The sequence below is a fragment of the Polaromonas vacuolata genome, assembly GCF_012584515.1.
GTDB classification, from domain to species: domain Bacteria; phylum Pseudomonadota; class Gammaproteobacteria; order Burkholderiales; family Burkholderiaceae_C; genus Polaromonas; species Polaromonas vacuolata.
This window is the reverse complement of record NZ_CP051461.1, coordinates 1049954-1072542: the sequence shown is the minus strand read 5'-3', so window position 1 is coordinate 1072542 and position 22589 is coordinate 1049954. Positions and strand designations below refer to the sequence as shown.

Annotated in this window: 18 protein-coding genes; 10 read left to right on the top strand and 8 right to left on the bottom strand. The window is 52.2% G+C overall.

Going from position 1 to position 22589, the window contains the following annotated elements; translation table 11 throughout:
• Window positions 1-97: 97 nt before the first annotated feature.
• Complete coding sequence (gene dxs / locus HC248_RS05045; RefSeq protein ID WP_168921554.1) at window positions 98-1960, bottom strand: 1-deoxy-D-xylulose-5-phosphate synthase; 1863 nt, start codon at window positions 1958-1960, stop codon at window positions 98-100.
• 36 nt (window positions 1961-1996) lie between these two features.
• The gene (locus tag HC248_RS05040) at window positions 1997-2950 is read right to left on the bottom strand and encodes a polyprenyl synthetase family protein (protein WP_168921553.1); all 954 of its coding nucleotides are present in this window, start codon (window positions 2948-2950) and stop codon (window positions 1997-1999) included.
• A gap of 344 nt (window positions 2951-3294) precedes the next feature.
• Between HC248_RS05040 and HC248_RS05035 the strand changes: the two genes are divergently transcribed.
• Complete coding sequence (locus HC248_RS05035; protein WP_168921552.1) at window positions 3295-4419, top strand: aromatic ring-hydroxylating oxygenase subunit alpha; 1125 nt, start codon at window positions 3295-3297, stop codon at window positions 4417-4419.
• Window positions 4420-4492: 73 nt separating this feature from the next.
• On the opposite strand, the gene HC248_RS05030 is transcribed toward HC248_RS05035, so the two are convergent.
• From HC248_RS05030 to HC248_RS05020, 3 genes are all read right to left on the bottom strand, one after another.
• Window positions 4493-4663 (bottom strand): hypothetical protein, encoded by a 171-nt coding sequence (locus HC248_RS05030; protein WP_168921551.1) that lies wholly within the window; start codon window positions 4661-4663, stop codon window positions 4493-4495.
• A gap of 239 nt (window positions 4664-4902) precedes the next feature.
• Window positions 4903-5613, bottom strand: coding sequence for a TIGR04282 family arsenosugar biosynthesis glycosyltransferase (locus HC248_RS05025; RefSeq protein ID WP_238342723.1), 711 nt, complete (start codon window positions 5611-5613; stop codon window positions 4903-4905).
• Complete coding sequence (locus HC248_RS05020; RefSeq protein ID WP_168921550.1) at window positions 5526-6224, bottom strand: TIGR04283 family arsenosugar biosynthesis glycosyltransferase; 699 nt, start codon at window positions 6222-6224, stop codon at window positions 5526-5528. The genes HC248_RS05025 and HC248_RS05020 overlap by 88 nt, the downstream gene beginning before the upstream one ends.
• Window positions 6225-6420: 196 nt before the next feature.
• Between HC248_RS05020 and HC248_RS05015 the strand changes: the two genes are divergently transcribed.
• The 4 genes from HC248_RS05015 (at window position 6421) to HC248_RS05000 (ending at window position 12443) form a co-directional block, all read left to right on the top strand.
• On the top strand, window positions 6421-7332 hold the full coding sequence (locus HC248_RS05015; protein ID WP_168921549.1) for a DMT family transporter: 912 nt from the start codon (window positions 6421-6423) through the stop codon (window positions 7330-7332).
• A gap of 38 nt (window positions 7333-7370) precedes the next feature.
• The gene (locus HC248_RS05010; RefSeq protein WP_168923678.1) at window positions 7371-8282 is read left to right on the top strand and encodes a sulfurtransferase; all 912 of its coding nucleotides are present in this window, start codon (window positions 7371-7373) and stop codon (window positions 8280-8282) included.
• A 728-nt stretch (window positions 8283-9010) separates the two neighbouring features.
• Window positions 9011-10024 carry a glycine betaine/L-proline ABC transporter substrate-binding protein ProX gene (proX, locus tag HC248_RS05005; RefSeq protein WP_168921548.1) on the top strand — a complete coding sequence of 338 codons (1014 nt, stop codon included), beginning with the start codon at window positions 9011-9013 and terminating at the stop codon, window positions 10022-10024.
• A gap of 1438 nt (window positions 10025-11462) precedes the next feature.
• Entirely contained in the window at window positions 11463-12443 is a 981-nt protein-coding gene (locus HC248_RS05000) for an IS30 family transposase (RefSeq protein WP_168920864.1), read from the top strand.
• Between the two features lie 607 nt (window positions 12444-13050).
• Here HC248_RS05000 and HC248_RS04995 read toward each other — a convergent pair.
• Entirely contained in the window at window positions 13051-13212 is a 162-nt protein-coding gene (locus HC248_RS04995) for a hypothetical protein (RefSeq protein ID WP_168921547.1), read from the bottom strand.
• A 547-nt stretch (window positions 13213-13759) separates the two neighbouring features.
• Complete coding sequence (gene polA / locus HC248_RS04990; RefSeq protein WP_168921546.1) at window positions 13760-16609, bottom strand: DNA polymerase I; 2850 nt, start codon at window positions 16607-16609, stop codon at window positions 13760-13762.
• Between the two features lie 88 nt (window positions 16610-16697).
• Here polA and HC248_RS04985 point away from each other — a divergent pair, with 88 nt between their 5' ends.
• From HC248_RS04985 to HC248_RS04975, 3 genes are all read left to right on the top strand, one after another.
• Complete coding sequence (locus tag HC248_RS04985; protein WP_238342722.1) at window positions 16698-17063, top strand: hypothetical protein; 366 nt, start codon at window positions 16698-16700, stop codon at window positions 17061-17063.
• A gap of 74 nt (window positions 17064-17137) precedes the next feature.
• Window positions 17138-18088, top strand: coding sequence for a homoserine kinase (locus HC248_RS04980; protein ID WP_168921545.1), 951 nt, complete (start codon window positions 17138-17140; stop codon window positions 18086-18088).
• A 115-nt stretch (window positions 18089-18203) separates the two neighbouring features.
• Window positions 18204-19019: a BPSS1780 family membrane protein gene (locus HC248_RS04975; RefSeq protein ID WP_168921544.1), complete on the top strand. Its 816-nt coding sequence runs from the start codon at window positions 18204-18206 to the stop codon at window positions 19017-19019.
• Between the two features lie 33 nt (window positions 19020-19052).
• Here HC248_RS04975 and HC248_RS04970 read toward each other — a convergent pair whose 3' ends face one another.
• Entirely contained in the window at window positions 19053-20264 is a 1212-nt protein-coding gene (locus HC248_RS04970) for an MFS transporter (RefSeq protein WP_168921543.1), read from the bottom strand.
• Window positions 20265-20745: 481 nt separating this feature from the next.
• Between HC248_RS04970 and HC248_RS04965 the strand changes: the two genes are divergently transcribed.
• Window positions 20746-21984 (top strand): PQQ-dependent sugar dehydrogenase, encoded by a 1239-nt coding sequence (locus HC248_RS04965; RefSeq protein ID WP_238342721.1) that lies wholly within the window; start codon window positions 20746-20748, stop codon window positions 21982-21984.
• On the top strand, window positions 21981-22583 hold the full coding sequence (locus tag HC248_RS04960) for a c-type cytochrome (RefSeq protein ID WP_168921542.1): 603 nt from the start codon (window positions 21981-21983) through the stop codon (window positions 22581-22583). Before HC248_RS04965 ends, HC248_RS04960 begins: the two co-directional genes overlap by 4 nt.
• Window positions 22584-22589: the final 6 nt, after the last annotated feature.

The following is a 22589-nucleotide window of genomic DNA, read 5'->3' as shown; positions in this document are numbered from 1 at the left end:
CGCTGATGTGGCTGTGGCTGTGGCGAGCAGCAACTTATGCCTTATTCAAGAAATTTTTTTCTTTATCGACTCTCTTCTCGCTAACGCGCCGCTGAACTCAACCCGGAAAACGTGCCCGAATAGAGGCCTCAATTCCCGCTGCGTCCAAACCTTGAAGGGCTAGCAATTTTGCCGGTTCACCATGCTCAGTGAACTCATCTTTCAAGCCCAAATGCAGCACTGGCATGCTGATGGCCGCAGCCTGCAATGCTTCGCTGACCGCACTACCTGCGCCGCCCATTACCGAACCTTCTTCTAGCGTGACCAAGCCTTGGTGGGTCTTGGCAACTTGTAGCAACAGCTCAATGTCGAGTGGCTTTGCCCAGCGCATATTGACGACGGTGCAGCCGAGTTTTTCTGCCGCCTCCAGCGCCGGATAAAGCAGTGTGCCGAAAGCCAAAATAGCAATGCCAGCGCCTTCGCGGCGAATTTCACCTTTGGCAAACGGCAATGAAGTCAGACCCGCATCGGGTGCTACGCCAGCCCCGGCACCGCGCGGATAACGCACGGCGACTGGATGGTCTTGCTCGAAGGCTGAGGTCAGCAGTTTGCGGCACTCGTTTTCATCGGCTGGGCATGCAATGCTCATATTTGGCACGCAGCGCAAAAAGGCGATGTCGTAAGCGCCGGCATGCGTCGCTCCATCGGCACCGACCAGACCGGCGCGGTCGAGTGCAAACACCACCGGTAGATTTTGCAGCGCTACGTCGTGAATCAGTTGGTCGTAGCCACGCTGCAAAAAGGTCGAGTAAATCGCCAATACCGGTTTCAGCCCTTCACAGGCCATGCCGGCGGCAAAGGTCACGGCATGCTGCTCGGCAATGCCGACATCGTGGTAGCGCTCAGGAAAACGCTTGTGAAACTCCACCATGCCAGAGCCTTCACGCATCGCCGGCGTGATGGCAACTAAGCGCTTGTCTTGCACCGCCATATCGCACAGCCACTGGCCAAACACTTGGGTAAAAGTTTGCTTAGACGGCACACTGGACTTTTGCAAACCCATGGCCGGATCAAACTTGCCCGGGCCGTGATAGGCCACTGGATCGGCCTCGGCGAGCTTGTAGCCTTGGCCTTTTTTAGTCACCACATGCAAAAACTGCGGGCCATCACCGTCAAGCATTAATTGCTTGATGTTCTCTAGCGTCGGAATCAGTGAATCCAAGTCATGGCCGTCGATTGGGCCGATGTAGTTAAAACCGAAATTCTCAAACAAGGTAGCCGGCACGACCAAGCCCTTGGCATGAGATTCAATCCGTTTAGCCAGCTCTAACAGTGGCGGTGCGACACCCAAAACCCGCTTGCCAACGTTTTTTGCCGATGCATAAAAACGCCCGCTCATGAGTTGCGCCAAATAGCGGTTCAACGCGCCCACCGGCGGGCTAATGCTCATGTCGTTGTCATTGAGAACTACCAACATGCGGGCATCGTCATACACGCCGGCATTATTCATGGCTTCAAAAGCCATGCCAGCGCTCATGGCACCGTCACCAATAATGGCCACCGCATTCCGTTCTTGACCCAACTGACGGGCGGCCAGTGCCATGCCTAGCGCAGCCGAAATAGAGGTGGACGAATGGGCTGTGCCAAAGGTGTCGTAAGGACTTTCATCGCGGCGCGGAAAACCCGACAGACCACCGAACTGGCGCAAGCTGGCCATGCGCTCGCGCCTACCGGTCAAAATTTTGTGCGCGTAAGTTTGATGGCCTACATCCCACACGAGTCGGTCTTCTGGGGTGTTAAACACATAGTGCAAGGCCACGGTCAGCTCGACAGTGCCGAGGTTGGAACTTAAGTGGCCGCCGGTATTCGAGACACTGTGGAGTACATAGTCGCGCAGTTCATCCGCCAGCTGTCTGAGCTGGGCGCGCGGCAGCTGGCGCAAATCCGCGGGGCTGTTAATCGTGTCGAGCAATGAAGTCATATAAAAATATCTCTGGTAATACGGTGTCTTGAGCGGCTAGTGCTGACGATTCACCAGCATGTCAGCCAGCCCACGCAGTGCATGCGTGTTGGGCAGGCCTGCGGCTTCGAGTTGCGCCAAGCTATGCAAGGTGCGCTGCAGCAATTGCTGAGCGTAATCTTGAGAAGCTTGCAAACCCATTAGGGAGACAAAAGTAGGTTTATCTTGAGCCGCGTCCTTACCGGCGGTTTTACCCAGCACGGCAGAGTCGGCAGTCACATCCAAAATATCATCGACCACCTGAAACGCCAAACCAATCGCATCGCCGTAATTGCGCAGCGCGTCTTGCACAGCGATTGACGTGGCCGGGCCTGACTGGCTGCAAGCCGCGCCCATCATGACACTGGCTTTTAGCAGCGCGCCGGTTTTGAGTGCATGCATCTCGTGCAACTCTGATGAATTGAGTTGCTTTCCCACACTAGCAAGGTCAATCGCTTGGCCACCGGCCATGCCCTTAAAGCCAGCAGCTTGGGCCAGCATGCGGCACAAATGCGCTTGGGTCGCGCTGTCGATGGCGGCGTCAGTTGTGTCCAGCGCGGGAGTTAGCAACTCAAAAGCCAAGGCTTGCAAGGCATCGCCCGCCAACAGCGCGCTGGCTTGGCCAAAAGCCACATGAACAGTGGGCTTGCCACGGCGCAGTACGTCGTTATCCATGCAGGGTAAGTCGTCGTGCACCAATGAATAAGCATGAATTAACTCCACCGCACAAGCCGCGCGCAGGGCCGCATTGGCGCTGCCTGCTACCGCTTCACAAGCGGCCATGACCAGCAGCGGCCGCAAGCGTTTGCCGCCGTCTAAAACCGCGTAGCGCATAGCGTGGCCTAAACCGGCCAGCGCAGGTGCATCTTCAGGGCAGACAACCCAGCGTGATAAGGCCTGCTCTACCCGTGCGAGTTGGTCTACGCTCCAAGTGTTGAGGTTGAACAATGGTGTTTTTTCAGATGATTTCAATCGGGCAATCTCTTTGCGCAGGCAGTGCTAAATCGAGCTTTAAACTGACCTAGAACGGGCTTTGAACTTTTCGCTTTAGTATTAACTGGAGATTATTTTAGGCGTTTGCGCGCAGTGCTCGGTTGGCTAGGCGCTTGACCCGTCGATTGACTGGCTACTTGGCGCATTGTCCATCCCTTGGCTCATCAAATTGCTTATCAATTTAACTGGCGCTTAATTAAACGCCGTCGTCTTCAAGCCAATACCAGTACCAAGGCCTGACTTTTTTGCACAGACCCGCACAGGTACAATCGATTTTTGCCATATTAGCAGCCTCCAGCGCTGTACTTCCCACCCCCCAATGCATGTCTGATCAAAGCCTTCGCCTACTGCAGGCCACCAGCCAGCTACCCATCTTTAGCTACTTTGACGCAGGCATTTACCAGCGCGAACAGCAAAAACTTTTTGCCAACGGACCACGCTATTTAGGCCATGAGTTGTCTGTGCCTAACTTAGGCGACTATTACGCTCTGCCGCATGAAGGCGAAGGGCGCGCCTTGGTGCGCAACGACTCTGGCATTGAGCTGATCTCCAACGTTTGTCGGCACCGCCAGTCAACCATGCTGCAAGGCCGTGGCAACACCGGCAGCAACATTGTTTGCCCGCTGCACCGCTGGACTTACAACACTTCTGGCGAGCTAATCGGCGCACCTCACTTTCAGACCGATCCCTGCCTTAACCTGAACCGCTACAAAACCCAAACCTGGAATGGCTTGGTGTTTGAAGACACTGGCCGCAACATTACCGCCGACATGGCGGCGCTTAGCGGCGGCGTTTTGGCGGACTTGGATTTCTCTGGCTATCAGCTGAGTAAAGTCCATTTGCATGAATGCAATTACAACTGGAAGACCTTTATTGAGGTCTATATGGAGGACTACCACGTTGGCCCTTTTCATCCCGGATTAGGCGGCTTTGTGACAACTGACGATTTGAATTGGGAACTGGCAAAACAGTTCTCAGTGCAAACCGTAGGCGTATCTGACAAGCTGGGAAAACCCGGCACTGACACGTATAAAAAGTGGCATGACGTGGTGCTGCAATACCGCAATGGTGTGCCGCCTAAGTACGGCGCTATTTGGCTGACTTACTACCCTAACGTGATGGTCGAGTGGTATCCGCATGTGCTGGTGGTCAGCACCTTGCATCCACAAGGGCCAGACAAGACGCTTAACGTGGTGGAGTTTTTCTACCCGGAAGAAATCTGCGCCTTTGAACAAGAGTTTGTAGAAGCCCAGCAAGCGGCCTACATGGAAACCTGTGTCGAAGATGACGAGATCGCGCTACGCATGGACGCTGGCCGCAAAGCCTTAATGCAGCGCGGCGACAATGAGTTCGGCCCCTACCAAAGCCCAATGGAAGACGGTATGCAACATTTCCACGAGTGGTATAGGCGCGAGATGGGTGCGAGCAAAACAACACAGATGATTTGACACAGCCAGTCAGGCCGTCGTGGTCTGACGAGTCAAACAAATAGAAAAAATAACGGCTTACGCCATTACGCCGTTACGGTGTGACGGCTCGTCCGACCAAGCGAGCAGTGCCAATCGCCGCATCGGCAGCCAGCCCGACTGTGCCGACCACGACGGTTGCAGCAACATCCGCCACAACAATTACCGCGCAGCCGGGTAGCACCATGGCGGCTAAGAAATAACTCAGAAATAAATATTTCTTCATAGCGACCCTACAGCACAAACATCAAAGCCAACATGGCCGCAGCGTCCATTAAGTTGTCCAAGACGAAGCTGGAAAATCTATAGCTGAGCAAAACAAATGAGTCTAAAAATGGGTGTGTGAGCATGGCGATGAAAGCTGGAAAGTGCGCCAATTATGTGGTCAACTATGAAGTCAATTATGCGAACTATTAAGCGCTGCGAATAATCTTAAAAAAACAATCAGTTGCTGCGCTCATAAGTTCATAAGTTCATAAGTTCAGGTGGCAAGTGATCCAAATCAGCCGGCTCATCAATATCGTGTTGCATTGGGCCGACCCAAACACGCAACCCCAGCGCCTTCATGCGTTGCAAACTGATCTCAGCCACAGCAGCAGTACTCCAAGGCATAGCGCTAAAAATCTCTGGGCATGGCGATTTCAAACCTAGCAGCACATAGCCGCCATCACTGGCCGGCAGCATGACCACATCATGCGCACCGAGTTGCTCAGCCGCCTGTTGCAGCAAGGCCGGCGTCAAGCCCGGGCAGTCGGTGCCAATCAGTAAAACCGGCTCTAACTGCGTGACGCGCTGAACAGCGCAGGCCATGCGCTGACCTAAATCGCCTTGGCCTTGATCGCTTAGCTGCACTGCGCTGTCGATGGCAATACCGAGCCAAGCGGCGTCGTCAGGCGTCGGACTCATACACAGCTCAACCGGCCCAACAGCGGCGGATAAAGCTATATCTAAGGTGCGGCCAAGCATGTGGCGCGCCAGCGTTGCCGCACCCGCCGCGCCTAAGGCCGGTATTAAGCGCGTCTTGGCTTTACCGGCTTGAGGCGCTTTGGCAAAAACAACCAAGCGAGTATTGATTTTGGTCGCTGTCTTCATCGGTATAGCTGCGCCAAACACTGAGCCGGCACACCGCGCCAATAAGCCAGGCGTAAGCGCCACATCAGCCAGATGGTGGGCCACGCACCACGGCTGTCCCAGCGCCGGCCAGAAGTCAAAACCTGAGCCCGTAAACACGCGGGGCGCGAAACGCTGAGTAATCGTTTTGAAATTTCAATATCCTCCATCAAGGGCTGATCAGGAAAACCACCTACTGCCGCAAACGCGGATCGCGTCATAAACATAGCTTGGTCGCCGGTGGCAATAAATGAGTAGCGTGAGCGCCAATTCATCAGCGCCGAGACCATGGGCAGCAGCTTGGACTGGCCGCTGATGCGCACATCAAAACGTCCCCATTGAAAGCGGCCATCGGCCAAAGCCGCTGCAACCAAGGCGTCCGAATTAGTCGGTAAAAAAGTATCGGCATGCAAAAACAGAAATACATCTCCTGTGGCTATAGCAGCGCCAGCATTCATCTGCGCGGCCCGACCGGACGCTGAGCTGATTACCCGAGCGGTGAATTTATTCGCCACAGCCAGTGTGGTGTCTAGGCTGCCGCCATCGACCACTATCAACTCAGTGCCGCACGCAACAAAAGAAGCTAAGGCTTGCAGCGTACTGGCTAAGCCAGCGGCCTCGTTATAGACCGGCATGATGATGCTCAAAAGGCAAGTTGGCTTTAAGTGAGTTGGCATGAAGCAAATGATAAAACAAGCGCCTGTTCGCACTGTCGTGAAGGCGTCTGCAACTGCAAGAGACAAAGTGCACAATCGGCCGTCGCTTCAAACCATAACGGACAAAGCACTACCCAAACCACTCTCCTGAAATTTCGTCCCACAGCCTCACCCTTTTTTCCGTAACGCCCCAGCAGGCCAATAAAAATTTATCAAAATGCAAGCCCTTTGGATGATTGCCTCGTCTTTTCTATTCGCCAGCATGGGGGTTTGCGTGAAGTTTGCCTCGGCTAATTTCAATAGCGCTGAGCTGGTTTTCTACCGCGGCGCAATTGGCATAGTTTTTATGGCTTGCTATGCGCGGGCCACTGGCGTTTCGCTGCGCACACCCGTGCTGAGCATGCATGCATGGCGCAGTGCTGTCGGTGTGGTGGCCTTGTCTTGCTGGTTTTATGCCCTCGCCCACTTGCCGCTGCCCACCGCCATGACGCTGAATTACATGAGCAGTATTTGGATCGCAGCATTTTTAGTCGGTGGTTCCATGATGCTGGCGCGCAGTGGCAAAAAAGGCCCTAGCCAAGGCCCGCTGGTACTGACCATTTTGGCCAGCTTTGCTGGCGTGGTCATGCTGCTGCGGCCCGCTATCGGTCAAAACCAAGGTTTTGCCGGTTTGATCGGCTTGCTGTCAGGCTTAGGCGCTGCCTTTGCCTATATGCAGGTCATGGCAATTGCCAAGATGGGTGAACCCGAGACCCGCACGGTGTTTTATTTTGCGCTGGGCTCAGCCTTGGCCGGTCTTGTAGGCATGACGGTGACCGGCCTCTCGCCCTGGAATTGGCAACACGCAGTGTGGCTGCTACCGCTGGGCATACTCGCGTCTTTAGGTCAGCTTTGCATGACTAAGGCGTATACCTTGAGTTCGCGCTCGCACAACCACCATGCCACGCTAGTGGTGGCGAATCTTCAATACTCCGGCATTGTTTTTGCCGCGCTATACAGCATGATCGTGTTTGGCGAATTTATATCGCTGCTTGGCTGGGCCGGCATGGGCTTGATCATCAGCAGCGCGATTGCCGCTACCGTGCTGCGCGCACGGGCCGCGCCGAATGCGCCGGCCGAAGAACATTAAACTAAAACGCACACCGACTGGAGCCAGACATGACAGACATGACGTTCACCACCTTGATATCCGCAGAACAATTGCAGGCGTTAATGGACAAGGGCAAGCCGCTGCGCGTGTTCGATTGCAGCTTTGACTTAAGCCAACCCAAAGCCGGCGAACAAGCTTACCTAGAGTCCCACATACCCGGCGCGGTTTACGCCAACTTGGACAGCAACCTTAGCGCCAAGCATGGAGTGAACCCCGCAAAGCCAGGTGCTCTTGGCGTGATTCCAACCGGCGGCCTAGATGCACCCGCATCAGGTGGACGACACCCGCTACCGACGCGCGAGAAATTCGCCGCATGGCTGTCTAGCGTTGGTTTTTCTAACCACATGCAGGCGGTAGTTTATGACCGCAACGGCGCCAATTACTGTGGCCGCCTGTGGTGGATGCTGAAGTGGGCAGGTCACCACAATGTAGCTGTGCTCGATGGCGGACTGCAGGCGTGGACAGCGGCTGGAAGTGCAATCAGTAGTGGTCACGAAGCAGCGCATTTTCAAAGCAATTTTGAACTCAGCACTGAGGCAGCAAACCTGGTCGCAACCCAAACCGTGCAGAGCAATTTGACCAGCCCCATGCAAACCTTGATCGATGCCCGCGCCACACCGCGCTACAAAGGCGAGGTCGAACCCATGGACCCAGTCGCCGGCCATATACCCGGCGCCTTAAACCGCCCATTTAGCCAAAACCTAGGCCCAGACGGAAAGTTCAAACCCGCAGCCCAACTCAAAACAGAATTTCTAGCCTTGCTCGATGGACGCGACCCCGCCTCAGTAGTTCACCAGTGCGGCAGTGGCGTCAGCGCCCTGCCAAACATGATCGCCATGGAAATTGCGGGTCTTGGCACTACGGGTCTTTACGCTGGCAGTTGGAGCGACTGGTGTAGCGATTCCCGTAGGCCGGTGGCGAAAGGGTAAGGCTAGTTAAGGCCGCCAACGAGGCTTTCAAGGTCACTCAGGACGAGGCTTGGCGAATCGAAAAACTGAACCACAACACAGACTTGTTTCTCAGAGGCCTGAAAGCGATGGATTTCGACACCATGCTAACGACGACTGCGATTATTCCGGTGCTGTATTTTGCGGCAGCCTGACATATGGTTTTGGATGAGGGGTGCAAACTCTTGGGGATTTAGACCATCATCTCTGGAAAAATCGTTTTTTAGAGGCGGTTTAGACTGCGATGATTGGCCTCATGCGGTCGAAATACCAATCCGTCGTCATACTGCGTTCCTGCCGGTTAAGAGTCTTTTAAAAAGGTGATGGTACTTTGTAAAGACGCGACGGCCTGCTATCAGCTACATTAAAAGTAGATTTTTGTGTACGCCGCCCGCTTCATAAATGGATAGTAAGCACCGACGGCTAATGAAAACCACTGAAGAACTGCCACCAGCGTAAGCAAGAAATGTCAGCTCTCAGTGAGTGACATCAAGTCACAAAACCTGCGCATGTGCAGCGGTGAGAACCAGTCCAAGGACATCGAGCGCCACGCCGATGCCCGGACCAGGAGCCACAAAAAACTTTGACGGCTAGACCAAACAGTCCCTGTCCGCCTCAAAGAAATCAGGCCTAGTGCCTCACTCGACGCGCCGCCTGAACGAAACCCCGGCGGCTTTATTTTTCAACAATAAATAGAAAGACATCACCTGATGAATAAACGCAATTTCGCACGCACCCTGATCGCCGCAGCCTTGGTAAGCTCAATGGGCCTGTCCGCCTACGCGGCCAACGACCTGCCCGGCAAAGGAGTGAGGGTCATGCCGCTGCAAAGCTCGCTGGCCGAAGAAACGTTCCAGACCTTGCTAGTTGTTCGCGCGCTACAGAAACTGGGTTACGACGTGCAGCCGATCAAAGAAGTGCAATACCCGATTGCCCACCTCGCAGTAGCCAACGGTGACGCCACCTTCATCGCCAACCACTGGAACCCGCACCATTCGGAGTTCTATAAGAGCGCTGGCGGAGACGCCAAACTATCGCGCAAAGGTGTTTACTCGTCTGGCGCCGCACAGGGCTACATGATCGACAAGAAAACGGCCGACCAATACAACATCAAAGACATCAGCCAGCTCAGCGACCCCAAGCTGGCCAAGCTGTTCGACACCAATGGTGACGGCAAGGCCAACCTGATCGGTCCCAGCGCAGGCTGGGGCGGCGAGGCCGTAGTCAGTCACCAGATCACCACCTTCAAGCTGAGCAACACCGTGACCTACACACAGGGCGACTACACCGCGTTGATCGCAGACACGGTGGCCCGATTCGAGCAAGGCAAACCAGTGTTGTTCTACGCCTGGACACCCTATTGGCTGAGCAACGTTTTACGCGCCAACAAAGAAGTGGTCTGGCTGGAAGTGCCGTTTTCCGCCATGCCCGGCGTGCAAGCAAACATCAACACCCAACAGGCGAATGGCAAGAACTACGGTTTTCCACTGAACAACGAACACATCGTGGCCAACCCGGCCTTTGTCGCGAAAAACCCCGCCGCCGCCAAACTGTTTGAAATCATGTCGCTGCCAATCAATGACATCAGCCAGCAGAACCGTTTGATGCAAGAAGGTCAAAACCGACAGCAAGATGTGGAACGCCACACCGACGCCTGGATCAAGGCACACCAGAAAACTTTCGACAGCTGGATTGCCCAGTCTCTGGCAGCCGCCAAAATCTAAAGTTCCCCGGCTCGTTCAGCGGGCCAATTAAGGGCTGCTGCGTTGACAACAGGAGTTGACACTGCAAAGCCACCATCTGCCGCGCAGCAAGCCAAGACTTGCTGCGTGGCATTTTTTTGTGTGGATTGTTGCTGCCGCAGAGGCATAAATTGTTGCGCCCCGGTGCTGTGGTCTGTTTGCCTATTGCATTTGCAGGCATCGGCGTGTGCTGGAGCGCTGACTTTTAAAATACGAACCCAACAAAAAAAATACGGTTTGCCTGCATTAATCGCAGACACCGCATTTTTTTCAAAATTTTGAATTTGCTTTTTAGCAGTGCGCGCAATCGTCTCGCGCGATAGCTGTAAATAGCCAAAAAAAATTGGCCACTTGCAAGGTCAATAGATGGCGCGAATACTGCCTATCAATGCTCTTTTTCACAATTCGGATAGGTCAAAAAGGATATCTACATTAAGTGCCACAGCGATGAATTCAGTGAGTAGATTTAGTGCGATTGCAGCTCACCGAGAAAATCAATTGCAGCTGTCGCCAAGTCTATAAATCACATTAGATTTTTAATAGAGTTGCTATTTATTGAAAACACCCCGTCGCTGAGAGACAACTAACGTGGATGTCCCTTTTGCTTTCTACTAACGTGGATATCCTTTTCGCGTAGATGTCTCCTTTACTTTTTTGTTGTTGATTATTTTGCTTTGGAAACAGCCGTATCGACAAACTGGCCCATTGTGATGAGCGCTTATTTAAGAGAGCGTTTATAGCGCGGATAACGCCAAGTTAAGTGGCGGTTTTTATATTGTGTTTTTTTGAATTATTTTTTTGTAGGAAACTAAAAAAAGCACAATATAAAAACTAACCAGCACACGAAGTGTGCGTGGCTTAAGTGAGTTTCTATGTATTGATAAATTTCAAATAAACATTAATTCGCCAAAAAAATATTATTTCCATAACGCAAGCCAATGTGAGTACGAACCACTCTTTAAAATCTTTTCCAAAGTGAAATATTGAAATTACTATTACAGCTATAAATATAATAAAAATAGATGCCGAAATTAATTTCACTCCAATCGGAAAGCCTAAGGCTGTAATTCTTGCGACATAACTTTCGCCCGATTTTTTCAAATTTGATTTGAAAGTTATGTTTATACCGAAAATAAATATTCCAATATATAAGAGCTCAGATAAATATATAAAATTTAAACTTAAGCCTAATGAAAGCGGAAAGATGTTCTTAAAAATTGAAAAAATTGACGCAAATATTAACGGTAATAAATAGTAATTTTTCCAATCCTCAGCCTTAACTAAATTATTTTTAATGTCGGCCGCTAGTTTTTTAGCATCGCGGATTCAAGTCTGAAGTGCAACTTTGAAATTAACCGTACGGGTGGGTGAGATGTGAGAGCATCCAAGCTTCCCGACTACCAAGTCAAAGTTGCCCAGAATGATTTACACACACCTCACCCGTGACGAACGTTACCAGATTGCAATCCTCGTCAAAGCAAACTTCAATCAAAGTGAAATTGCAAAAATGATGGACCGTGATAAATCGAGCATCAGCCGTGAGTTGCGTCGTAACCGCGGTCTACGAGGCTATCGCCCTAAGCAGGCAAATGACAAAGCCCAAGAACGTAGACTTGCCTGCGCCAATAGTCCTAGAGTTGCTGACTCGACATGGGCTGTAGTGGAGGAAAAGTTGGCTGAGGCTTGGAGCCCCGAGCAAATCAGCGGCCACCTCGAAGCTAGCCACCAACCCGGTGTTAGCTATGAGAGCATTTACCAGTACATCTACGCTGACAAACGCGCGGGCGGCACCTTGCATAAAACACTGCGTTGCCAGAAGACGCGAAAAAAACGCAGCAGTGGCCGTGAACGGCGCGGCACCATCTCTCACCAGGTCTCAATAGAACTGCGACCCGACATCGTGCTTGAGCGTGCGCGCTTTGGCGACTGGGAGGCTGATCTGGTGATTGGTGCCGGGCAGAAGCAAGCACTAGTGACGATTAATGAGCGTGTCTCTCGCTATTCAATAATTTTCCACGTGCCATTCAAAACAGCGCAAGCCGTAGGGGACGCGTTAATCACTTTACTCAAACCGTTCGCTCATTGCGTGCACACTCTCACGACTGATAACGGCAAGGAATTTGCCCAGCATGAACGAATAGCTTCTGCGCTGAGTGCAGATTTCTTTTTCGCCCATCCATACGCCTCGTGGGAGCGTGGGGCGAACGAGAATATGAACGGTTTGATTCGCCAGTTTTTCCCAAAGGGGATGCGCTTTAATTGCATCACCGACGATGACATTGCTTTAGCGATGCACAGGCTCAATCATCGTCCTAGAAAATGTTTAGGGTATCGAACGCCGCATCAGGTTTTTATGGAACAGTTAGAGTCCTATCAGCATACGGTTGCACTTCAAGCTTGAATCCGCCCATTCCAAAAGTACATACTATTTCCTTTATTTTTAGTTGGCTGGTAATACATAACACCTGAATTCACCGACCTAGTGATGCGAGGCCTCATCGCACAGCGACCTTGGACCGCTGGGTTTTGCATCTCTGGTGACTGAGCATAAATTATGCTGAATGTCTTTTATAAGAAGACAAAAAAATCTAGATTAAGGGTCACAGCGATAAATTCAGAGCACATACTTTGCGAGATTGCGACTTGCTAGGGGATTCAATCGCAGCTGTCGCTGTGTCTATTAGACTCATTTAATTTTCAATCTAATTGTCATTTTTTTAGAGTGTCCCGTCGCTGAGATCTCAACAACGTAGGTACCCCTTTTCTGCTTTCAGTTCCAATCGCATTGCGGTTTTTAGGCTATTCTGAAATAAAAAAATTCAGCTTTAGCGTCATACATTTGATAGCTAAGGGATTTACTCAGTAAGGTCTGTCACAGGAATTTTTCATTGATGCGCACGCCGCTGTACCGAGACTTCCGTTATCGACGCGTGATACTGCGCGCTACACAACTTATTATCTGAGCGTGACATTGATCGCGCCTTATTCAGTTTGAAAATGGTCTATGCCTAGTCAATCCAAAAACCTGGATTATGGCCATCGGGGCCATTGGCACTTACGTCCCAAGCCGTCGCAGCGCCGACGATGTGATGGTCATTACTTTGATCTTCGGCCTGATCAACTCGCCTTGCATGGCGGTCTGATCCGGCTTCGGTGGTGTATTGAGTCAAGCGCTTACGCGACCATTGTGAAGGCGTATATTCAACACCTCGATGGCGCTGTTGCTGGCGATTTCAACCTATCCAATCGCGGCGAGCGAAATCTTACGGCTCTGACTGAGCCATCTATTTCTTATCAATTAATTCGACTCTTTGAAATACGCACAAAAGCCGCATCGACTAAACCACAGCGACGATTTTAGAACGTAGATTTTTTTCGGTTGCAGCTTGGCGAAAACTCAACCACAGCCGTCGTCGTGTCTATCGGACTCATATGCTTATCAATCCAATTGCTATTTATTCGAAATGCCTCGTCGCTGAGAAATAACTAAAGTGGATGTCACTTTTTTATTTCTGCGGTTTTTTTTGTCGATTGAGTTTGCATGTCCCGGTCAGTGCTGCAGCACTGGTTTTTAAAAAACGCACCCAACAAAAAAATACTGCTTGCCTGCATTGACCGCACCGACCACATTAATTTAAAAGCTTTGAATTTGCTTCTCAGCAGTGCACGCAATCGTCTCGCGCGATAGCTGTAAATAGATGGCGTTAATACTGCCCATCAATGCGCTTTTTCCCAATTCGGTCCAAGCCCAATTTCAGCTAACAGCGGCACTTTGAGTTCAGCCACACTGGCCATGATGCGCGGTATTTCTACTCGCACCCAGTCGGCTTCTGACTCGGGCACTTCAAACACCAGTTCATCGTGCACCTGCATGATCATGCGCGTGCCGCGCTGCTCGGCGTCTAGCCGCGCTTGCACGCTATTCATACTTAGCTTTATCAAGTCAGCTGCCGTGCCTTGCATGGGCGCGTTAATCGCTGCGCGTTCGGCACCGGCGCGGCGTGGGCCGTTGGGTGAATTGATCTCGGGCAAATACAGTCTGCGGCCAAACACGGTCTCTACATAGCCTTGCGATTTGGCCGTCATGCGGGTCTCGTCCATATAGTTTTTAACGCCCGGATAGCGCTGAAAATATTTGTCGATATAAGCCGCTGCGGCTTTGGTTTCTATCCCCAAATTGCGTGCCAAGCCGAAGCTGCTCATACCGTAAATCAAACCAAAATTAATCACCTTGGCGGTGCGGCGCTGCTCGGTGCTGACTTGTTCTAGCGTGACACCAAACACTTCTGCCGCTGTGGCGCGGTGCACATCATGGCCGGCACCAAATGCGTGAAGTAAAGCCTCGTCTTCGCTCAAGTGGGCCATGATGCGTAGCTCAATTTGTGAGTAATCAGCACTGGCAATGACTTTGCCCGGCCCGGCCACAAAGGCTTCGCGAACACGCCGGCCTTCTGCGGTTTTGACCGGTATGTTTTGTAAATTGGGGTCGTTACTCGATAGCCGCCCCGTCACCGCGACGGCTTGCGCGTAATGGGTATGCACTCTGCCGGTTCGTGGAAGGGCGAGTTGGGCCAGCTTATCGGTATAGGTTCCTTTGAGTTTAGACAGACCTCGGTGCTCAAGAATTTTCGCTGGTAAGGGGTAGTCTTCTGCCAGCTTTTCCAGCACTTCTTCATCGGTGCTGGGCGCGCCGCTAGGTGTTTTCTTAATCACTGGCAGACCCAGTTTTGTGAAAAATATTTCACCAATTTGCTTGGGCGAGCTCAAGTTAAACGGCTGATCGGCCAGTGCATGGGCATCAGCTTCTAGCTGCAAAATACGCGCACCCAACTCACCGCTTTGTTTCGCCAGCATGGGCCCGTCTATGAGCACGCCATTGCGCTCTATGCGGTATAGAGACTCGCTGCTTTGCATTTCGAGCTGGTAGACAAAGTTGAGCTTGGCGTCTTTTTCAATTTGTGGCCAAAGCACGTTGTGAACCTCTAAGGTCTGGTCTGAGTCTTCACAAGAATATTCAGAAGCCTTGGCAATTTCGACTTGGTTGAACTTGATCTGATGCACGCCTTTGCCGCACAAGTCTTCGTAGTTAATACCGCTGCGTCCTAAATGCCGCTCGGCCAGACTGGCTAAACCGTGCGGCTTATGCACTTCGAGCACATAGCTTTGCAGCATGGTGTCGTGGGCATAGGCTTTGACCTCTATGCCGTGATTGGCAAAAACGTGGCGATCATATTTAACGTGTTGGCCGAGCTTGGATTTTTGCGCATTCTCCAGCCAAGGTTTAAGCCGGGCCAGCACTTCATCGATAGGCAACTGCGTCGGTGCATCGGGATAGTCGTGGGTTAACGGTATATAGGCGGCGTGACCGGGCTTGGCGCTAAAGCTCAAACCGACGATGGACGCGACCATCACATTAAGCGAAGTAGTCTCGGTATCGACCGCGACCAAGGGTGCGGCTTCAATCGTGGCTAGCAATTGATCAAAAGCTTCCCAAGTAAAAATTGTCTCGTAATGTACAACGCTAGAACGCTCGGCTAATGCAGCGTCATTTAACGTTGAAGCCTCGTCAGAAGTCGACGTCTCATCGAACAAACCGGGCGTATTTGGATTGGCCAAAGCCTTGGATTTTGATTTGGCTTTTAGCCCTTGCTCTGCTGCGCCTAGCTCGGCCTGGGTGCTAGCAGCATCGCTTTGGCGGACCAAACCTTTAAAGCCATAAGTCTTATAAAAATCCGTCAAAGCCGCGGCATCTTGGTCGAGAAAAGCGGCGGCGTCTAAAGCTGGCAGACCGTCCATGTAAGCCGAGAGATCACAATCTTTTTTGATTGTCAGCAACTCACGTCCCTTGGGCAGCCAGTCCAACGTGGCGCGCAGGTTCTCGCCGACTACGCCTTTGATTTGCGCGGCGTTGGCCACCAAGGCATCGAGTGAGCCATATTCTTTCAGCCATTTCACCGCCGTCTTAGGGCCGACCTTGGGCACGCCGGGCACGTTGTCTACCGCGTCCCCGACCAGTGCTTGGTAGTCGACCATTAGGCTGGGCGGCACGCCGAATTCGGCCTCTACGCCAGCTAAGTCGCGGCGCTTGTCGTTCATGGTGTCTATGACGGTGATGTTCTCATCGACCAGTTGACTTAAATCCTTGTCACCGCTGGAGATGATCACTTCTATGCCTTGCTGCGAGCCCATGCAGGCAAGTGTTCCTATGACGTCATCGGCCTCAACGCCGGGTACCGTCATGACTGTCCAGCCCAATAGTCTGACCACTTCATGGATAGGATCGACTTGGCTGCGCAAATCGTCTGGCATGGGGGAACGCTGGGCTTTGTATTCAGGATAAAGATCGTCGCGAAACGTCGGGCCTTTGGCATCAAAGACACACACGGCGTAGTCGGCACGCACGTCTTTTCTCAGCTTTTGCAGCATATTAATCATGCCGCGAATCGCACCCGTCGCAGGGCTAGCCGGATCGCCCGGCGTGACGCGCAGGTCGGGCATGGCATGGAAGGCGCGGTAGAGATAACTCGATCCATCGACCAGGATCAGGGTTTTTTTGTCAGTACTCATGGGGTTGAATTGTCAGCGATAAGCCAAGGCCTGCGACAAGCCTAAAGCAATCCCATCGCAAGCCCCGTGCCCAGCCTACAATCGGGCCATGAAAAATCTTTTGCACCCCCTACTTCGCGCCGCTGTTTTTGCAGCGCTAGCCACGCTCGGTATGGTGCAAACCAGCTGGGCACAAAATACGCCAACTGCTGGCGCGACCAGCACCCCAGCGCCTGCGACTAAAGCCGCAGCACCAGAACCCGCCATACAACGCATACGCACAGAAGACGCCGGCAGCCGAATAGACGAGTTGCGCGTAGGCGGTGAAACCCAAAGCATCACTGTGCAGCCAAAAACTGGCGCTGATTTACCCGCTTATGAGATCAAGCGGGCCGAAGGCGCCAAGGGCACTGCGCCCTCATCTTCAAGCGGAGAGACCAACGGCACACGCGTTTGGAATTTCTTTAAGTTCTAAGCGCAGGCTATCTCTAGCGCTGTCTGCGCCCTACTTCCCGCTCTTTTTTTTAACGTAAAGGTTTAGTTTTAGGCATGGCTGTATTTACTGAAGTCTCGCTCAAAGAGGCAACTGCATTCTTCAAGACCTTAGACCTCGGCCGCCTCAAAAGCCTCAAGGGCTGCGCCGGTGGTATCGAAAACACCAATTACTTTGCCGACACTGACCAAGGCCAGTACGTACTCACGTTGTTCGAACGTTTGAGCTTTGAGCAATTGCCGTTTTATCTGCACCTGATGAAGCATTTGGCCGAGCGCGGCATTCCCGTGCCAGACCCGGCTGGCGACAAAAATGGCGACATCTTGCACCAGCTCAAAGGTAAACCGGCAGCGGTGGTGAACCGGCTCGCGGGTCATAGCCAGCTCGCGCCTGAAACGGCGCATTGCGCAGCAGTCGGCGCCATGTTGGCGCGCATGCATTTGGCCGGCCGTGATTTCAAACGCAGCCAACCAAATTTACGCGGCTTAGAGTGGTGGAACCAGACCGTACCGCTGATATTGCCGCACTTAGACGAGGCTCAGCGCGTGTTGCTTGGCAGCGAGTTAGCGTTTCAAAACCACATTCAAGCGTCCCCAGCCTACAACAGCCTTCCCTCTGGCCCTATTCACGCTGACTTATTCCGAGACAACGTGATGTTCGAAGGTGAAAAGCTGACCGGATTTTTTGATTTTTATTTCGCCGGTTGTGATCGCTTTATTTATGACATTAGCGTCTGCCTGAACGATTGGTGTGTGGACTTGACCAGCGGCGCGCACATTGCCAGCCGAGCCCAGGCTTTTCTAGCCGCCTACGAGTCACAGCGGCCACTCACAGCGCAAGAGCGCCAATTGCTGCCAGCCATGCTGCGCGGGGCCGCAATGCGCTTTTGGATCTCACGTGTATGGGACTTTTTTCTGCCTCGGGAAGCCGCCGTGTTGCAGCCCCATGACCCCAGTCATTTCGAACGGATATTGAAGCAGCGCGTGCAGCACCCGCTGGTGCTGTGAAAAAATAAAACCTTAGCTGTTTTATTAGCCGGTATTTATTGACCGTCTTTTTTTACGATTTTCTTTTTTAAAACCACCGACCAGAATCCCTCACACCCATGTCGAACGCGCCATCATGAAACTCAATATCGTCCCTGCCCGCACCGGTGTTCTCTGGGCCAAGCAAGGGATCCGGACTTTTTTGCGTCAGCCCTTGGCCATGTCAGGCTTGTTCTTTTTGTTCATGGCCAGTTTATCGATCGCCACACTGTTTCCAGTGATTGGTCCGGCTATTGCATTGGCACTGCTGCCAGCGGCCACGCTGGGACTGATGGCGGCCACCCAGCAAGCGGATAGGGGAAAGTTTCCCATGCCCATCATGCTGGCGAGCGCCTTTCGCGAAGGCCCGCAAGTGCGCAAGTCGATGTTGATTTTAGGCAGTCTTTACGCGCTGGGTTTTCTGCTCATCATGGCTATTTCTAGTCTTTTAGACGGCGGCGACTTCGCCAAGTTGTATTTAGTCGGCGGCAGCGTCAGCGAAGAAGTCGTGACTCAGCCTGGCTTTCAAACCGCGATGTGGGTCACGCTGGTTTTATACCTGCCGCTGTCTTTGATGTTTTGGCATGCGCCAGCGCTGGTTTACTGGCATGGCGTGAGCCCTGTGAAAAGCCTATTTCTGAGCATGATGACTTGCTACCATAACTTCGGCGCGATGCTGCTGTATGCCTTGTTTTGGGCCAGTCTTTTTATCTCAGCAATCGTAGTGATCAGCCTGATTGCCGTGCTTGTGGGTGAGCCTAAGATTGCCAGCATGGCGTTGTTTCCGATAGCACTAATGATGATGGCGATGTTTTTTACCTCTATCTACTACACATTCTTAGACTGTTTCGAAGCCACGCCGGACCCCAGCAAAGCAGTTGCTCCAGAAAATTTATCAGACGGAATGCTTTGAAAAGCAAAACGCATTTGGCAGCGCTGAGCGCGTTTATCGCCGCCGAAAAATAAACACCAACAAGACGGCAGACAAACTGGCAATAAAGGTTAGGCACAAAAATGCCAAGGGGTAACCGCCAGCGGTGTTGGAGACAAGACCAAACAACATAGGGCCCACCACCACGCCCAAAAAGGTAAAAGCTAAGGTGCCGCCAGTAGCCGTACTGGCCAAGCCTTTAGGCGCGTGCCTAGCCACTTCTGACAAATAAACGCCGTTCCAGCCAATCGCTGAAGCACCGAAAATCGTCAAGATTGACAACACAATCCAAGTCGGCATGTCCGGTGTAAAAAACGCTGCGGCCAGCGCGCAAAGCGACATCAACACCGCCAACAACAGCAGCACCCTAAAAGCACCAAGCCAGCGGTCTGAGACAAAGCCCCAAGCAATTCGGCCCACCACGCCGCCCATCTGGGTTAAAGAAAGTGCTAGCCCCGCAGCCACCAAACCATAGTTGAGGTTGACGTGCAAGAAGGTGACCAAGTAAGTCGTCAAAGACATTTGCACCATAGAAAACATAAACGAGCAGGCCGCCATACTCATCAATAGACGATGGCCGAGAACTAGACGAATGGGACGAATCAAGCTGGCCCCATTTAAGGTTTGCGCGGGTTTTCGGTCATCGTCCAGACTCGCTCGCAAGCGTTGCGCGAGCACAGCAAACAGCCCGCAAACCAAAGCCACACTGACCAAACTCCATTGCCAGTCAATCCGCAGTAGCAGCTGGGGCACGATTGCTCCGGCCATCATGGCGCCCAAAGGTACGCCAGTTTGTTTGATAGAAAACACCAAAGACATTTGATGCGGCGGCGTAGATCTAGCCAATAAATGCGAGCTTGCTGGCGTGATGGGCCCATAACCCAAGCCAATCAATAAAGCACCTAAAGCAACAACTGGCAACCACGGCACGGCGCAAAGTACCAAGCCCAAGGCGCACAGCAGCAGACCAATTTGGCTGATTCGAATTGCACCCCAGCGCGAGACCGCAGCACCTGACATCAAGCTAGAAATCATGGCGCCGATATAGGTCACCGAAACATAAAAGCCCACCAAAGCTGGGGAGACTTGCAAGGCCTTGGACACTACTGGCGCCATCACTGGCAAGGTCAGCAATGCCATTGCCACCATGGCTTGTATGAAAAGGCTGACGGATAAGGTAAGCCAGTTGCCTAGGGCTGGCGCTTGAATCGATTCGCGTTGACTCATGCGGAGGCGCGCATCGTTAGGCGGCTAAACAATTGGCAGAAAAATTGCACTTTAGCTAGCGTTAGATTGCTTTTGGCTGGGCTATTTTTAGCCTTAAAGTCAGGCCTTAAAAAATAAACAAAAGTCTGGTTAAGAGATAGGTTGGCAGCATGGCTTGCAGAAATCATCGACCGAGTGTAGTCGCCGCACCCACAAGCAATTTCATGCATTTGCTGGAGCAGCGAAAGAGAAAAAAATTTCAACCACGATTCTCAGCATTTTTAAACACAAGAAATACAACTCTAAAGTCCTTATCAATTTATAAAAAAAAAGACAAAGACCCTGCATTAAACGTAACTTATGAGCAACTCACAAAACACATTTTTTGGCAATTTTCACGCCCACAATAAGAAGCCAATATTACGTGTTAACCCTAGTCTCAGAGGTGACTTTAAAACCTTCAAATTAAGCATTTAATTAGTCACCTAAGGATGGAGACAATATGAAAAAAAGATTTTTGATCGGCACGCTGTACTGCACTGCAATGACCGTGTGCATGTCACTAGCCAGTCCAGTGATGGCCCAAACCGCAGTCGCCGCACCCGCTGCGGCAGCCATTCCGCCAACTTGGGCTCAAGGCCGCACGCCAGAGCAACTGAGCATGAATTTAGTGCCGCATCCACCGGGCATTTTCGCCATGCCGGCCGATGAAATCCCGACCAGTTCACTAAAAGTTCCAGCCGGTTTTAAGGTTGAACTTTGGGCCTCGGGCATGCCTAACGCACGCTCCATGGTGCAGACACCTTCGGGTACGCTGTTTGTCGGCACACGCTTTCCAGGCAGTGTTTACGCCGTGGTTGAGAAAGACGGCAAACGCGAAGTCAAGGTAATTGCCAAGGGCTTACACCGCCCAAACGGTGTGGCGTTTAAAGATGGCTCGCTGTATGTGGCTGAACTTTCTCGCATCCTTCGCTACGACAACATTGAAGCGAATCTGGACAAGCCGCCAACACCAGTAGTGGTTTTCGATGCACTGCCAAAAGACGAAGCACATGGCTGGAAATTCATGCGCTTGAGTCCAGACGGCAACTATCTTTATTTTCAGATTGGCACACCCGCAAACATCACCGTGCAACCGGTCACACATGCTGTGATTGTTCGCTTAAACCTCAAAACCAATATTCTAGAAACCGTAGCCCAAGGCGTGCGCAACAGCGTGGGTATGGACTTTCACCCGGTCACCGGCGAGTTATGGTTTACCAATAACGCACGCGACTGGGTCAGCGACGATTTGCCCAACGACACTTTGCACCGCGTTACGCACAAAGGCATGAACTTTGGCTATCCGTTTTGCCACCAAGGCGATTTACTTGACCTTGAGTTTGGCAAGGGCCGCTCCTGCGATGAATTCGACAAACCAGTCACCAAGCTAGGCCCCCATGTAGCTGCGCTAGGCATGCGTTTTTATACGGGTAAGCAGTTTCCAGCTGAGTACAAAAACAATATTTTTATTGCTGAACACGGTTCGTGGAACCGTACGGTTAAGACCGGTTATGAAGTCATGCGCGTAGTGCTCGATGACAAAGGCAATGTGGTCAAGAAAGAGCCTTTCGTCACGGGTTGGATTCAAAAAGATGACTTCTGGGGTCGACCTGCCGATGTGCAAGTGATTAAAGATGGCTCGCTGTTAGTGTCTGACGATGTAGCCGGCGCAATCTTTCGGGTGTCAGCGATTAAATGAGATTGACTGAAATTTTTAAGACGACTCAAGGCTTGGCAGTTATGCTGCTGAGCCTTGTGCTGAGCGGTCCCACTTGGGCCGCGCCAGACGCAGTAGCGGGCAAGCTCAAAGCGCAGCTGTGCGTGAGTTGCCACGGTGCAGAGGGTATCTCCAGCATGGCCGGCACACCGCATCTGGCGGCGCAACCACCGCTGTCGGTGTTTTATCAGTTGATTCAGTTTCGCAACCAGCAACGTAAAAGCGACGCGATGCAGGCGATTGCGGCGAATATGAGCGATCAAGATATGCGCGACATCGCCGCTTGGTATGCGAGTTTGCCAGCGCCACCAGCTCACTCCGGTAGCGAGACCGCGCTGCTTGAACGTGGGCAGCAGATTGCGCAGCAGCAGTTTTGCGCCTCCTGTCATGGTGCGAAGTTAGAAGGACAAAAACACGTGCCGCGACTAGCCGGTCAGGCGAGTGACTACTTCACCCAGCAATTAAAGAACTTTCGTTCGGGCGAACGCGCAGGCATGGACGGCACCATGGCCAGTGCAGCACGCTCTTTAACGGATGAAGAGATTCAGGCCATGGCGATTTACTCGCGTAGCCTGCCTTGAAGGTCG

Coding starts and splice junctions, on each gene's coding strand:
- dxs (WP_168921554.1), bottom strand. CDS start 1,960: ATGACTTCATTGCTCGACACGATTAACAGCCCCGCGGATTTGCGCCAG.
- HC248_RS05035 (WP_168921552.1), top strand. CDS start 3,295: ATGTCTGATCAAAGCCTTCGCCTACTGCAGGCCACCAGCCAGCTACCC.
- HC248_RS05030 (WP_168921551.1), bottom strand. CDS start 4,663: ATGAAGAAATATTTATTTCTGAGTTATTTCTTAGCCGCCATGGTGCTA.
- HC248_RS05020 (WP_168921550.1), bottom strand. CDS start 6,224: ATGCCAACTCACTTAAAGCCAACTTGCCTTTTGAGCATCATCATGCCG.
- HC248_RS05015 (WP_168921549.1), top strand. CDS start 6,421: ATGCAAGCCCTTTGGATGATTGCCTCGTCTTTTCTATTCGCCAGCATG.
- HC248_RS05010 (WP_168923678.1), top strand. CDS start 7,371: ATGACGTTCACCACCTTGATATCCGCAGAACAATTGCAGGCGTTAATG.
- proX (WP_168921548.1), top strand. CDS start 9,011: ATGAATAAACGCAATTTCGCACGCACCCTGATCGCCGCAGCCTTGGTA.
- HC248_RS05000 (WP_168920864.1), top strand. CDS start 11,463: ATGATTTACACACACCTCACCCGTGACGAACGTTACCAGATTGCAATC.
- polA (WP_168921546.1), bottom strand. CDS start 16,609: ATGAGTACTGACAAAAAAACCCTGATCCTGGTCGATGGATCGAGTTAT.
- HC248_RS04985 (WP_238342722.1), top strand. CDS start 16,698: ATGAAAAATCTTTTGCACCCCCTACTTCGCGCCGCTGTTTTTGCAGCG.
- HC248_RS04980 (WP_168921545.1), top strand. CDS start 17,138: ATGGCTGTATTTACTGAAGTCTCGCTCAAAGAGGCAACTGCATTCTTC.
- HC248_RS04975 (WP_168921544.1), top strand. CDS start 18,204: ATGAAACTCAATATCGTCCCTGCCCGCACCGGTGTTCTCTGGGCCAAG.
- HC248_RS04970 (WP_168921543.1), bottom strand. CDS start 20,264: ATGAGTCAACGCGAATCGATTCAAGCGCCAGCCCTAGGCAACTGGCTT.
- HC248_RS04965 (WP_238342721.1), top strand. CDS start 20,746: ATGAAAAAAAGATTTTTGATCGGCACGCTGTACTGCACTGCAATGACC.
- HC248_RS04960 (WP_168921542.1), top strand. CDS start 21,981: ATGAGATTGACTGAAATTTTTAAGACGACTCAAGGCTTGGCAGTTATG.